The sequence below is a fragment of the Amycolatopsis sp. NPDC059027 genome (assembly GCF_042739735.1).
In the GTDB taxonomy this organism is placed as follows: domain Bacteria; phylum Actinomycetota; class Actinomycetes; order Mycobacteriales; family Pseudonocardiaceae; genus Amycolatopsis.
The window spans coordinates 21,857-34,551 of sequence record NZ_JBHYIK010000051.1 but is presented as its reverse complement, the minus strand read 5'-3'; the positions used below and the strand labels follow the sequence as shown (position 1 = coordinate 34,551).

Annotated in this window: 10 protein-coding genes; 6 read left to right on the top strand and 4 right to left on the bottom strand. The window is 67.2% G+C overall.

Annotated elements, in window-relative coordinates; all coding sequences use genetic code 11:
• The first annotated feature begins 151 nt into the window (after window positions 1–151).
• The 4 genes from edd to ACFWY9_RS30410 all read left to right on the top strand — a co-directional run bounded on the left by edd (window position 152) and on the right by ACFWY9_RS30410 (window position 5,493).
• Window positions 152–2,032, top strand: coding sequence for a phosphogluconate dehydratase (edd, locus tag ACFWY9_RS30425; protein WP_378326470.1), 1,881 nt, complete (start codon window positions 152–154; stop codon window positions 2,030–2,032).
• A gap of 85 nt (window positions 2,033–2,117) precedes the next feature.
• Entirely contained in the window at window positions 2,118–2,744 is a 627-nt protein-coding gene (eda, locus tag ACFWY9_RS30420) for a bifunctional 4-hydroxy-2-oxoglutarate aldolase/2-dehydro-3-deoxy-phosphogluconate aldolase (protein ID WP_378326471.1), read from the top strand.
• A gap of 924 nt (window positions 2,745–3,668) precedes the next feature.
• Entirely contained in the window at window positions 3,669–4,796 is a 1,128-nt protein-coding gene (locus ACFWY9_RS30415) for a DUF262 domain-containing protein (protein ID WP_378326472.1), read from the top strand.
• Window positions 4,720–5,493 (top strand): MAE_28990/MAE_18760 family HEPN-like nuclease, encoded by a 774-nt coding sequence (locus tag ACFWY9_RS30410; protein ID WP_378340489.1) that lies wholly within the window; start codon window positions 4,720–4,722, stop codon window positions 5,491–5,493. The genes ACFWY9_RS30415 and ACFWY9_RS30410 overlap by 77 nt, the downstream gene beginning before the upstream one ends.
• Before the next feature lie 439 nt (window positions 5,494–5,932).
• Here ACFWY9_RS30410 and ACFWY9_RS30405 read toward each other — a convergent pair whose 3' ends face one another.
• From ACFWY9_RS30405 to ACFWY9_RS30390, 4 genes are all read right to left on the bottom strand, one after another.
• Window positions 5,933–6,460, bottom strand: coding sequence for a regulatory protein RecX (locus tag ACFWY9_RS30405; protein WP_378326520.1), 528 nt, complete (start codon window positions 6,458–6,460; stop codon window positions 5,933–5,935).
• A 229-nt stretch (window positions 6,461–6,689) separates the two neighbouring features.
• On the bottom strand, window positions 6,690–7,736 hold the full coding sequence (gene recA / locus ACFWY9_RS30400; RefSeq protein WP_378326474.1) for a recombinase RecA: 1,047 nt from the start codon (window positions 7,734–7,736) through the stop codon (window positions 6,690–6,692).
• A 258-nt stretch (window positions 7,737–7,994) separates the two neighbouring features.
• On the bottom strand, window positions 7,995–8,189 hold the full coding sequence (locus tag ACFWY9_RS30395) for a DUF3046 domain-containing protein (RefSeq protein ID WP_378326475.1): 195 nt from the start codon (window positions 8,187–8,189) through the stop codon (window positions 7,995–7,997).
• A gap of 102 nt (window positions 8,190–8,291) precedes the next feature.
• A complete protein-coding gene (locus tag ACFWY9_RS30390; RefSeq protein ID WP_378326476.1) occupies window positions 8,292–10,181 on the bottom strand; it encodes an Hsp70 family protein in 1,890 nt (629 codons plus the stop codon).
• Window positions 10,182–10,407: 226 nt separating this feature from the next.
• On the opposite strand from ACFWY9_RS30390, the gene ACFWY9_RS30385 reads away from it, so the two are divergent.
• Window positions 10,408–11,670 (top strand): four-carbon acid sugar kinase family protein, encoded by a 1,263-nt coding sequence (locus ACFWY9_RS30385; RefSeq protein WP_378340488.1) that lies wholly within the window; start codon window positions 10,408–10,410, stop codon window positions 11,668–11,670.
• Window positions 11,667–12,692 (top strand): 4-hydroxythreonine-4-phosphate dehydrogenase PdxA, encoded by a 1,026-nt coding sequence (pdxA, locus tag ACFWY9_RS30380; protein ID WP_378340487.1) that lies wholly within the window; start codon window positions 11,667–11,669, stop codon window positions 12,690–12,692. The genes ACFWY9_RS30385 and pdxA overlap by 4 nt, the downstream gene beginning before the upstream one ends.
• Window positions 12,693–12,695 lie beyond the last annotated feature (3 nt).

Genomic DNA, 12,695 nt, shown 5'->3' with positions numbered 1-12,695 from the left:
ACAGGACGTGATCGGGGTCACGCCAGGCTTTCTTCTGGATCGATTTTGATCCGGCGTTCACCCCGGGGTACTGTGGCCACTGTCACGACCCAGAGGCGCCAGCGCTGCCGTCCCGCGGACCACGTCCCCCACCAGTGATCCGGAGCCGGACATGAGCTCTCCCCGCCGTCCCCTCAACGACACCGTCGCCGAAGTCACCCGGCGCATCGCCGAGCGCAGCGCGACGACCCGTTCCGCCTATCTCGACCGGATGGCCGCGGCCCACCAGGAGGGGCCGGTCCGCCGCGGCCTCGCATGCAGCAACCTCGCGCACGGCTTCGCCGCGATGGACGGTGTCGACAAGGAGGCATTGCGCGCGGCGCGGGCGCCCGGTGTGGCGATCGTGTCCTCCTACAACGACATGCTGTCGGCGCACCAGCCGCTGCAGGACTACCCGGCCTGGTTGAAGAAGTCGGTGCGGCGCGCGGGCGGCGTCGCCCAGTTCGCCGGCGGTGTGCCCGCGATGTGCGACGGGATCACCCAGGGCCGTGCCGGGATGGAGCTGTCGCTGTTCAGCCGCGAGGTGATCGCGATGGCGACGGCGATCGCGCTCTCGCACGACATGTTCGACGCGGCGCTGCTGCTCGGAGTGTGCGACAAGATCGTGCCGGGCCTGCTGGCAGGCGCGTTGTCGTTCGGCCATCTCCCGGCGGTGCTCGTGCCCGCCGGGCCGATGAACTCCGGGCTGCCCAACAAGGAAAAGGCCCGCGTGCGCCAGCTCTACGCCGAGGGCCTCGCCACCCGTGAAGACCTGCTCGACGCCGAAGCCGCGTCCTACCACTCGGCGGGCACCTGCACCTTCTACGGCACCGCGAACTCGAACCAGATGGTCGTCGAGGTGATGGGCCTGCACCTGCCCGGCGCGAGCTTCGTGCAGCCGAACACGCCGCTCCGGCAAGCGCTTACCGAAGAGGCCGGACGCCGCGTCGTCGCCTTGTCGCGCGGTGCGTCCTACACGCCGATTTCCCAGGTGCTGGACGAAAAAGCGTTCGTCAACGGCCTGATCGCGCTGCTGGCCACCGGCGGTTCGACCAACCACACCCTGCACCTGGTCTCGGTGGCCGCGGCCGCGGGGATCCAGCTCACCTGGGACGATTTCTCCGAGCTGTCGGCGGTGGTACCGCTGCTGGCGCGGGTGTATCCGAACGGCAGCGCGGACATCAACCACTTCCACGCCGCGGGCGGGATCCAGTTCCTCGTCGGCACGCTGCTCGACGCCGGTCTGCTGCACGAGGACGTGCACACCGTCGCCGGGTTCGGGCTGCACCGGTACCGGCAGGAGCCGATTCTTTCCGACGGCGAACTGGTGTGGCGCGACGTGCCGACGCGCAGCCTCGACGAGGAGGTGCTGCGCCCGGTGTGGCGTCCCTTCGCGGCCGACGGCGGGCTGCGGATGGTCGAGGGCAATCTCGGGCGGGCGGTGATCAAGGTGTCCGCGGTGGCGCCCGAGCACCGGATCGTGCAGGCCCCGGCGCGGGTGTTCACCGACCAGGCGGCGTTCAAGACGGCGTTCGAAGCGGGCGAACTGGATCGTGACGTCGTCGTCGTGATCCGGCAGCAGGGGCCGCGGGCGAACGGCATGCCGGAACTGCACGGGCTCACTCCGGCGCTCGGGGTGCTGATGGATCGCGGGTACCAGGTCGCGCTGCTCACCGACGGGCGGATGTCGGGTGCCTCGGGCAAGATCCCGGCGGCGATCCAGGTGACCCCGGAAGCGGCGGCGGGCGGGCCGATCGCCCGCATCGCCGACGGCGACGTCGTCCGGCTCGACGCCCGCGCGGGAACGCTGGACGTGCTGGTGGCCGAGGACGAGTTCGCGGCGCGTGAGCTGGTCGACGCGCCGCCGTCGGAGGCGTCGTGGGTCGGCACCGGCCGTGAGCTGTTCGGTGCGCTGCGCCGCGCCGTCGGCCCCGCCGATCAGGGCGCGAGCGTGTTCGGGCCCCTCACCCCGGAGCACTTCGGCATGCCGTCGCCCGCCGGTGTCCCGTCGTAGCGTCCCGGGATCGGCGACGAGGCAAGATAGGCGGCGCGTCCCTGTCCTGGGCACGCCAGAGAACGCGAAAGTGGAGGTTGGTCACGTGACCACCGGTGCGGACCTGCTCGACCTGTCCCCCGTGATGCCCGTCGTGGTGATCGACGACGTCTCGGACGCCGTGCCCACCGCGCGGGCGCTGCTGGCGGGCGGGATCGGCGTGATCGAGCTGACCCTGCGCACCCCGGTGGCGCTCGCCGCGATCGAACGTGTCGCGGCCGAGGTGCCGGAGATCGTCATCGGCGCGGGCACGGTCACCTCGCCCGCGCAGGCGAAGGAAGCCGCCGACGCGGGCGCGAAGTTCCTCGTCACCCCGGGCACCACCGACGCGGTGCTGGAGGCAGCGTTCGCGACCGGACTGCCGTTCCTGCCCGGGGCGAGCACGGTGTCCGAGGCGATGCGCCTGGCCGAACGCGGGCTGACCGCGCTGAAGTTCTTCCCCGCGGAGGCCAGCGGCGGTGTCGCGTACCTGAAGTCGATCGCCGGCCCGCTGCCCGGACTGCGGTTCTGCCCGACCGGCGGCATCACCGTCGCGACCGCGCCGGACTATCTGGCGCTGCCGAACGTCGGCTGCATCGGCGGCTCGTGGCTCACCCCGAAGAAGTCCTTGGCGGAGAAGGACTTCGCGACGGTGGAGCAGCTCGCCGCCGAGGCGGCCACGCTGGCTCGGTAAGTAGGCCGTCACGGCTGTGCTGGGTACTTCACCTCGCTGCCGGAACGGCCTGGCAAAGCCCGCTCCAGTGCGATGCTCGGCACGCCCGGTCGCGCGCACTGACAAGTCAGGCCTAACGTGCTCCTAGCACCGAGTCTCATTCAGTTACATATTCGTGACCTTGGAGAGCTGTGCTTTGTCATGTCGTGCCTGACAGGTAATTCGTAGCCATCCGCCCTATTTCTTTGGCTGCAGGAACACCGGTTGTGACGGGTGGAACGCGTTCACCGATGCCCACCCTAAGCAGCCGCCTGGAGCCAGGTTCGAGATACGACAGGACGGCGTCGCACGCTGTCGCTGGCACGGCTTGCAGCGCCACAGCTACTTCGCGAGGTCCCCGTGGGCGTGAGGTGGTCAAAGGTCGGTCTCTGCTCCAGCAGGTCACGACAACGCCAGCCTTGCGCAGCTTGGCAAGTTAATCGGATAGCGCGGCCGAGATGACGCTCAGTCGTCGCAGACGAGCGTGAATTCGCACCGATCCATCTCGCGGAGAACAGTCAGATGAGGCGCGCGAGAGGCTGCGTCACCGGAGACATCCGCGTGGTCATCGACCGACACTTCCCTAGCATCCCTAGCAAGGCGCCGAGCACAGCCAGGCGGTGAGACAGGACGGGTGACCAGGCTGCCGGGCCTTCGGCAGGCGACCGCGCGCAGCAAGACCATGCCGAACTCGCTGAGTCGACCGACCCCGCGTGGCTGGGATGTTGACAACGAGCTTGCGCCGCTATGCCACACATGACGACGTCCAGACTCTGCGCGGTAATTCAGCCTCTGAACCAGCCAAACATGCCGCCGACGACGTAACATCACCCGCTTGAGCGACGACGTTGCGACTAGGGTGGGGCACTGACGCAAGCAAGTCAACACAGTGAACGGAGCAGTGTAATGGCCGACGAGGACTTGGATCTCGGCGAGAATGACAACTCTGATCCTAACGACTTTCCTCCGGCCGATCGCCAAATTCACACCCAAGCCTACGATCTCTCCATTAGCACCCTAAAGGAGCAATGGGACGACAAGACGCTGGTTATTCCTGAGTTTCAACGGGAATATGTTTGGGACAACGCCAAAGCCAGCAGATTAATCGAATCATTATTGCTGAACATACCGATTCCCGTCCTATTCTTCGCAGAAACCGAAGATGCTACATACCAAATCGTAGATGGACATCAGCGGGTATACACAGTAGTCAGGTATCTGGACAATCAGTTCCCTTTGAGTGGCTTGAAAATACAAGATGAATTCAAAGGGCTACGTTTCCACCAGCTGCCAGTTCGGGAGCAAAGATTTCTCCGAACGCGAATGATGCGAGCGACTATCATCGGCGTCGACTCGTCTTCGGCAATGAAGTTTGAAGTCTTCGAACGCCTGAACACCGGGGGACTAGCGCTCAATGCCCAGGAAATTCGACACGGCCTAAACTTAGGCAAGTTTGGCAACCTGCTAACCGAACTGGAGACGGATCCGTCCTTTCGCAAGTGCCTTCACACACCAAGAGCGCGAAAGCGTATGGTTGATCAGGAGTTGATCTTACGGTTCTTTGCGCTTCGAGATCGCCTCCCCCAATACAGGACACCGTTGGTGCGCTTCCTAAACGAGTACATGAAGGATAATCGCGAGCCGGTTGACGAATGGATCTCGGCGCAACGAAAGATATTTAAAGAGACGATGGAAGTTATTGCCGACATCTTGGGCCCAACAGCATTTCGCGTTACCGATAAGCGAGGTAAACCTGTTGAACGAGTAATCAACCGCGCCGTCTTTGAGGCTCAATCACTAGTCTTTTCTGTCTGCGACAAGCGGGCGGCCCACGAGAATTCTGTCGGTGTCCGAGAAAGCTTGGGGTCATTGTTCTTAGATGCTGGATTTGGTGAAAAAATTCGGCGATCAACTGGAGATCGCGCCAAGACATATGGTCGAATCAAAGATGTAGCCGATGCCTTCAGAGGAGCCGGAGTTAATGTCAACCTCGGCGCCTTGGGTGAGGTGCCCTACCCCTCAAAGCGCGGGTAGAGGAACCGCCATGCCGTCCAATGCTCTACATGGTCTCTTGATTGGGCTTGAAGAGATAAAGGCGTTACAGAGAGCGAATCCATCCCCGCAAGAGGGAAGCGGGCTCCGGAGACCCGAGATTGTCCGAGCGATCGGCAGATCTGAGGTAGTTCTCTTATCGAGTCATTTTGAACGCTACATATACGACCTATACGAGGAGGCTGTCGACTACTTATGCTGCTCAAACGCCAGAGCTACGACCCTGCCTGAAAAACTAAAGCTTCAACACGCACGGCAGGCCATGGACGATATCGCCGCAATGAACTGGGAGAGACGTGCTGCGTCGTTGGCCCAGTACAGCAAGGAAGAAAGTTGGCTCTGGGACGAGAAGGCACCTATTGGAAAGCTGGACGCGGGGCGCCTCCTTGTCTGGATGAAGACTCCAAATGTGAAATCCCTGCGACGAGCATTTCAAATTTGGGATATCGATGACATCTTTTCGGCGATCACGCGAAGTTCCGTCCATCGCGGTCGCCTAATCCTGCGAATCGATGAACTAGTGAGCAAGAGAAACAACATTGCCCATGGGGATTTCTCAGCTGAGGCCACATACTTGGATATTGCTCAGTACCGTGCAGCTGTCCGAAAATTCTGCACTCGAGCAGATCGCGCACTCGCCCGTCAACTACATAAATTTACAAAATCTGTTCCGTGGTAGAGTCGAGAAAAAGTTCCAAAAGCAGGGAACATGCACCTACCCGTACCCTATCTCGCTAACATGTTCGCTACTATCCGGCTCCTTCCCCGAACTACAGATCGAGCGCTTCCATGCTAATTGGCCGCCCTTCGTTTCCTCGCGGAGAACCACACCAACCCGGCCGATAGCCTTCCGACTGTCGGTTCATTGCGAATAAAACTTACGCCCACCCGTCCTCAGTCCCCGCAACAACCGTCCTTACGAATCCAGTACGATTTCGTAGTCACGCTCCGGCTTGGGCCAATGTTCCGTGTAATGTTTATGTCAGCGAGGCTCTGTCAGCAAATGCGAAATCACCAAGGCATCGTTGAGAACACGGCCGATTCGCCGGCACCGGGCCTGATGGCCGCGAGGCAGCCACCTCCATCTCAGCCCCGCCCGAAGGTTGCGAAGTGGCCGGTCAGTCCGGGACGGCGTCGTCGAGCATGCTCGTCTCCGCGCCGTACTCGCGGAGCTCGTCCCGGATCACCGTGTACGCCAGCCCCTGCGGGTATCCCTTGCGGGCGAGGAACCCGAGGAGCCTGCGGATCGCGGTCTGCTCGTCGACGTTGCCCAGTGAGCCGAGCCGTTTGCGGACCAGCTCCCGTGCGCGTTCCTCCTCGCTTTCCCTGTCGACTCCCTCCGCCGCCTGCGCGGCGATCTCGCCGTCGACGCCCTTGCGCCGGAGTTCGGCCATCAGCGCGGTGCGGGACAGGCCCTGGTTCGCGTGCCGGTTCTTCACCCACGACTCGGCGAATTCGGCGTCGTTGACCAGCCCCGCCCGATCGAGCTTGCCGAGCAGGGTCTCACTGGTCTCCTCGTCGAACCCCTTGCGCTTCAACGCCTGCCGGAGTTCCTCCTGGGTCCGGGGACGGGCGGCCAGGAGATCGAAACAGATCTCCTTGGCCTTCTTCCGCCGCTCCTCAGGCGCCAGCTCCATAGGATCCACTTTGGACACCCGACCCACGCGAAACTCCCACTCCTGCCACTACGAACCAACCTCAATAACCCGGTGACCCACCACCAAACCCGGTGACGTCACCACGGAACGCAACCACCACCGGGGGTCCAGGGGGCTTGCCCCCTGGCGGGGGTTTGGGGGTTCGACCCCCAAAAGACACCTGGTGAAGGGCTTGGGCGAGCGCGTTCCGCGAGCACACTCCACCCCACCCCCTTCACTAGAAGTCCACTGGCGCGGGCACCGCTTCGGCTTCGGCGTCGAGCTGCGGGCCGATGCCGAGCTTCTCCTTGATGCGCTTCTCGATCTCGTTGGCGATGTCCGGGTTCTCCCGCAGGAACCGGCGGGCGTTCTCCTTGCCCTGGCCGAGCTGGTCGCCCTCGTAGGTGTACCAGGCGCCGGACTTGCGCACGATGCCCTGGTCGACGCCCATGTCGATGAGCGAGCCCTCGCGGGAGACGCCGACGCCGTAGAGGATGTCGAACTCGGCCTGCTTGAAGGGCGGGGCGACCTTGTTCTTGACGACCTTGACGCGGGTGCGGTTACCGACGGCCTCGCCGCCGTCCTTGAGGGTTTCGATGCGGCGGACGTCGAGCCGGACCGAGGCGTAGAACTTCAGCGCCTTACCACCGGTGGTGGTCTCCGGGGAGCCGAACATGACGCCGACCTTCTCGCGGAGCTGGTTGATGAAGATCGCGGTGGTGCCGGAGTTGGAGAGCGCACCGGTGATCTTCCGCAGCGCCTGGCTCATCAGCCGGGCCTGGAGGCCGACGTGCGAATCGCCCATCTCACCCTCGATCTCGGCGCGGGGCACGAGCGCGGCCACGGAGTCGATGACCAGGATGTCCAGCGCGCCGGAGCGGATCAGCATGTCCGCGATCTCGAGCGCCTGCTCACCGGTGTCCGGCTGGGAGACGAGCAGCGCGTCGGTGTCCACGCCGAGCGCCTTGGCGTACTCCGGGTCGAGCGCGTGCTCGGCGTCGATGAACGCCGCGATACCGCCGTTGCGCTGGGCGTTCGCCACCGCGTGCAGGGCGACGGTGGTCTTACCGGAGGATTCCGGGCCGTAGATCTCGATGACCCGGCCACGGGGCAGCCCGCCGATGCCGAGGGCGACGTCGAGGGCGATCGCACCGGTGGGGATCACGGCGATGGGCGGACGGGTGTCCTCGCCGAGGCGCATGACGGAGCCCTTGCCGTACTGCTTGTCGATCTGCGCAAGGGCAAGCTCGAGCGCCTTGTCCTTGTCGGGTGCTGCTGGTGCCATGAAGTCCACCTCGCTGGTTGGAGCCTGTGGGGCTGTTCGGTTCTGCTGTCGGGTCCGACACTACGAGCGGGGACCGACAATTCCCGGCGCGGCGCCCGATCTGTGGATCGCTGGCCCCGTTGTGGACAACACCCTAGACGAACACGTGTTCGAGGTCGGCAGCGACACACCCTTCGGCTAGGATTTTTCACCCGCTCCGGACGCGCCGGGCCGGATCCGCGCAGGTCAGTGCGGGCCTAGTGCTGTCCAGTACCGATGTCAGCGCCGCTCGGGCGGGACGTCGAAGGCCGCGCAGACCTCCCGCCAGATCTCCTTGGCCGGGGTCCCCGCGGCCAGCGCCTGCTCGACGGTCCGGCCGCCGAGCCCGCTGAACACGTGGTCCTTGGACAGGATCTCGGCGCGGCCGGGCCCGAACTCCTCGGCCATCAGCCGCCGGAAAACCGTGATACGCATCGGCTCGATCCTAGGCGACGTGCCGTTAAGGCCACCTTATGGGCGTCGAACGCCCCGTAAGGTGGCCTTAACGGCATTCCGGGCCACGGGCGGAACCGGGAGTTATTCGCCGGGCTGGACGCTCTTCTCGAAGTAGTCGGCCAGCGTGCCGGGAGTGACGGCCGCGCCCTGGTCGGAGTTGAGCTGGTAGATGAACCCGGCCAGCGGCCGGTCGCCCACCGAGAACACCAGCACCGCCGACGCCTTCCCCGCGGCCGAGGAGTACCGGCCCTTGAGCCCGTTGCCCGCCCACTCCGCTTCGGTCCGGTCCCCGCCCGCCGAGGCCAGCAGCTGATCGGTGTACTGCTTGAGCTTGTCCGCCGAGTCGCTCTGCACGTACGTCACCTGGGTGCCCGCGCGGCCCGGCGCCGAGCAGGTCGCCGACGCGCCGAGGCTCTGTGCCGGCGCGGCGGGCCCGTTGCCCATACCGGGTTTGCAGTCGCCGGTGTCGGCGATCTTCCCGGCGAGCTGGCGCATGCAGCCGGTGAGGCCGTTGGCCTCGGCCTGGCCGGGCGTCTTGCACTGGTCCGCGGTGTAGGTGGCCGCCGACGACGAGCCGAGGAAGTACACCAGGCCACCCGCGAGCAGCACGACCACCGCCGCGATCGCGATGCCGATGGTCAGCTTCTTCTTGTTCGCTGCCTTGCCGCCTTCGTCCTTGCCCGCCAGCGAGTACGTCGGGAAGTTCGACGGCGGGGGCTGCGGCGGCTGCTGCTGGGGCCCGCTGGGCGGGAAGTTCGACGGCGCGTACCCGCCCGCCTGGCCGGGGCCCGGGTACCCCTGCGCGGGCGGCGGGGCGTACGGGCCGCTCGGCGGGGCCATCTGCGGCGCCCCGGCCCCGTTCGCGACCTGGCCGTCGACGTTCTGGGTACGCATGGAAAGGCCGTCGCGGGCGACGTGCTGGGCGCCCAGCGCGACCGCGGTCTCCGGCTGGTCGAGGCTGCCGGGGACGACGCCGAGCTTCTCCGCGATCATCGAGCCCACCAGCGGCAGCCTGCTCGACCCGCCGACCAGGTAGATCCCGGCGAGCCGGTCCGGGGACAGCCCGGACGAACGCAGCGTCCGCGCCATCAGCTCGACGCTGCGCAGCATCGCCGGGCGCACCAGGCCTTCCAGCTCGCCGCGGGTGACCAGGACGTCGTGGAACGGCTCCGGCATCGGGACCTCGGTCTGCGGATGCCGCGACAACGCCTCCTTCGCCGCCTTGACGTCCTCCTGCAGCGCGCGGCGGGTCCGGCGGTCCGCGGTGGACTCCGGGCGCAGCAGCCGCTGCCAGCGCTGGGGGTCCGAATGCGACACCTCGCGTCCGACGTGGACCATCAGCGCCTGGTCGACGTCGAGGCCGCCGAGGTCGGGGAGGCCGTCCTCGGCGAGCACGGTGTACCCGGTCTGCGTGGCGCCCACGACCGCGACGTCGAACGTGCCCGCGCCGAGGTCGTACACGGCGAGTGCCTGGCCCGGCGCCAGCGCCTTGCCGGGGAACGACGCGAAGTGCGCGGCGGCGGCGACGGGCTCGGGCACCAGCAGCACGTTCCCGGCGATCCCGGCGAGCCGCGCCGCGGACAGCAGAACGTTGCGCCGCACCGGGCCCCACTGCGCGGGGTGGGTCAGCCGGACCTCGTCGGGCTGCTCGCCGCCGAGCTGCCGCGTGGTCTCCTCCAGCACGCGCCGCAGGATCGCGGCCAGCGCTTCGTTGACCGGCACGACGTCGGTGCCGAGCAGCAGCGTCTGCTCGTCGATGCGCCGCTTGGGGTTGGGCTCGAAGCGGGTCGGGTCAAGCCGGGCGCGGCGCTCGGCGTCGCGGCCGACCATGATCGTGCCCTCTTCGGTGGCGAACACCGCCGACGGCATGTTCGCCGAGCCGTCCACCTCGACGACCCTCGGCGGCATGCCGTGCGCCGACAACACGGCGACGGTGTTGGACGTCCCGAGGTCCACCGACAGGATCCGCACGCTCACTCCCCTCACACCAGGCCAGCACCCGTCCCAGTACGACCGGAACACCGGTCGCGGGCGCTGGCCGTGATGCTCCCATGGGGACGGTCACCGTGCGTGCGGACCCGGCAAACTCGCCGCCGCCTTGACGTACAGGTCACCCTCGGCGCAGGATGTCTGCGCAGTTCGCTCAACCAAGTTGCACGAACTGCGCAACTCATTGCCGAGGAAACCGGGAGCCGCCGTGCCGAAACTGCTCGTCCTCGGCGACGATCTGACCGGCAGCAACGCCACCGGAGCGCTGTACGCGCGCTTCGGTCTCCGCGCGGTTTCGGTGAGCGCGCCGCTCACGCCGTCGTCGCCCTGTTTGCGCCAGGACAGCGGGATCGACGCGCTGGTGGTCAATCTCGGCACCCGGCACGCTGACCCCGGGCAGGCCAAGGCCGCCGTGCGCGCCGCGATCGCGCTGGCCGGGCCGGTGGAACTGACCGTCAAACGCGTCGACACCACCTTGCGCGGCAACGTCAGCGCCGAGACCGAGGCCGTCCTCGACTCGGCTCCGGCCGCCCGCGCGCTGGTCGTGCCCGCCTTCCCCGACGCGGGCCGGGTCACCCTCGGCGGCCTGCACCTCGTCGACGGCAAGCCTCTCGCGGAAAGCCCGGCGGCCCGCGACCCGCTGACCCCGGTGCGCTCCTCCCGGATCCGCACCCTGCTCGACCCGGCGGGCGGGCGCACGATCACCGAGCTCTCGCTGGACGTCGTCGAGTCCGGAGTGGACGGTGTCGTCGACGCGCTACGGGAAGCGGGCGAGATCGTCGTGTGCGACGCGACCACGAACCGGCATCTGACCGCGATCGCGCAGGCGGCCGCGCGGCTGACCGCCGAGGACGGCACCCGGTGGATTTCGGTCGATTCCGGCCCGTTCGGCGTCCGGCTCGCCTCGGCGCTGGGCCTGGCGCCCGGACGCGGCGAGGTGCCGCCGGTGCTCGCCGTCGTCGGCAGCATCACCGCGCAGACGCGGGACCAGCTGGCCGAGACCGAACAGGTGCTGGACGCGCGCTACGTCGACGTCTCGGCTGACCAGCCCGATCCCGCGGAGATCGTCGAAGGTGTCGGAAAGCTGCTCGCCGCCGGGCATCGCGTCGTCGGCATCCGCGCGGTGCCGCCCGCCCCCGGCGTGCCGGCGGATCCGGCGGTCGCGGCCTGGCTCCCGGTCGCACTGGCCAAGGCGGCCCGGCTGGCGCTGACGCGGTACCGCATCGGCGCGTTGTACGCGTCCGGTGGCGACATCGCCGTCGAAGTCACCAAGGCCCTCGGCGCGGACGGCTTCGAGATCGACACCGAGGTGCTCCCGCTCGCCGTCGCCGGACGGCTGGTCGGCGGCGCGTTCGACGGGCTCCCGTTCGCCACCAAGGGCGGCCTGATCGGCGACGCCGCCGCGGCCGTGCAGTGCCTCGAACACCTCAACTACGTCCTCGCCACCCATCACGGAAGGAACCAGTCTTGAGCGAGAAACCCATTCTGGCCGTCACCCTCGGCGACCCCGCCGGCATCGGGCCGGAGATCACCGCCCGCACGCTGGCCGAACCGGAGTCCGGACGGATCGCGCGTGGCCTCGCCGTCGGCGACGCGCCGGTGCTGCGCCGCGCCGTTTCCCTGCTGGGGCTGGACGTCGAGGTCAACCCGGTGTCCACTGTGGACGAAGCGCGGTTCGAGCCCGGGACCATCGACGTCCTCGACCTCGGCATCGTGACCGAGGACCTGCCGTGGGGCGAGGTGAACGCGACGGCGGGGGCCTCGGCCGTCGCCGCGATCGAGGCCGCGACGAAGGCCGCGCTGAACGGCGAGGTCGCGGCGGTCGTGACGTCGCCGATCAACAAGGAGGCCATCTGGGCCGCCGGGTCGAAACACCTCGGCCACACCGAGATGCTCGGCGAGCTGACCGGGTCGACCAGGTTCAACACGATGTTCTGGGTCGCCGGGCTGAAGATCTTCTTCGCCACCAGGCATCTCTCCCTGCGCGAAGCGATCGGGAAGATCACCAAGGACAACATCGAGCACGCGATCCGCGAGGCGTACACGGCGCTGGAGGTCTTCGGCGCGGACAAGCCCACACTGGCCGTCGCGGCGCTGAACCCGCACGGCGGCGAGAACGGGAAGTTCGGCGACGAGGAGATCGTCGCGATCGCCCCCGCGGTCGAGGCGGCGCGTGCCGACGGCCTCGACGTCGTCGGCCCGATCCCGGCGGATTCCGTGTTCCACCAAGGACTTCAGGGCCGGTTCGCCGGGGTTCTCTCGCTCTACCACGACCAGGGACACATCGCGTCGAAGACCTACGACTTCGACGGCACGGTGTCGGTCACCGTGGGCCTGCCGATCCTGCGGACGTCGGTCGACCACGGGACGGCGTTCGACATCGCCGGCACCGGGAAGGCTTCACACGGCACGATGCGCGCCGCGTTCCGCGCCGCGGTCGAACTCGCTCCGTACGCGCCGAAGCTGCCCGACATCTACCCACCGGCCCGGTGAACA

What these genes read in the sequence shown, in the direction of transcription:
- ACFWY9_RS30410 (WP_378340489.1), top strand. Translation starts at nt 4,720, where the DNA reads ATGCCTTCAGAGGAGCCGGAGTTAATGTCAACCTCGGCGCCTTGGGTG.
- ACFWY9_RS30415 (WP_378326472.1), top strand. Translation starts at nt 3,669, where the DNA reads ATGGCCGACGAGGACTTGGATCTCGGCGAGAATGACAACTCTGATCCT.
- ACFWY9_RS30395 (WP_378326475.1), bottom strand. Translation starts at nt 8,189, where the DNA reads ATGCGTATCACGGTTTTCCGGCGGCTGATGGCCGAGGAGTTCGGGCCC.
- recA (WP_378326474.1), bottom strand. Translation starts at nt 7,736, where the DNA reads ATGGCACCAGCAGCACCCGACAAGGACAAGGCGCTCGAGCTTGCCCTT.
- edd (WP_378326470.1), top strand. Translation starts at nt 152, where the DNA reads ATGAGCTCTCCCCGCCGTCCCCTCAACGACACCGTCGCCGAAGTCACC.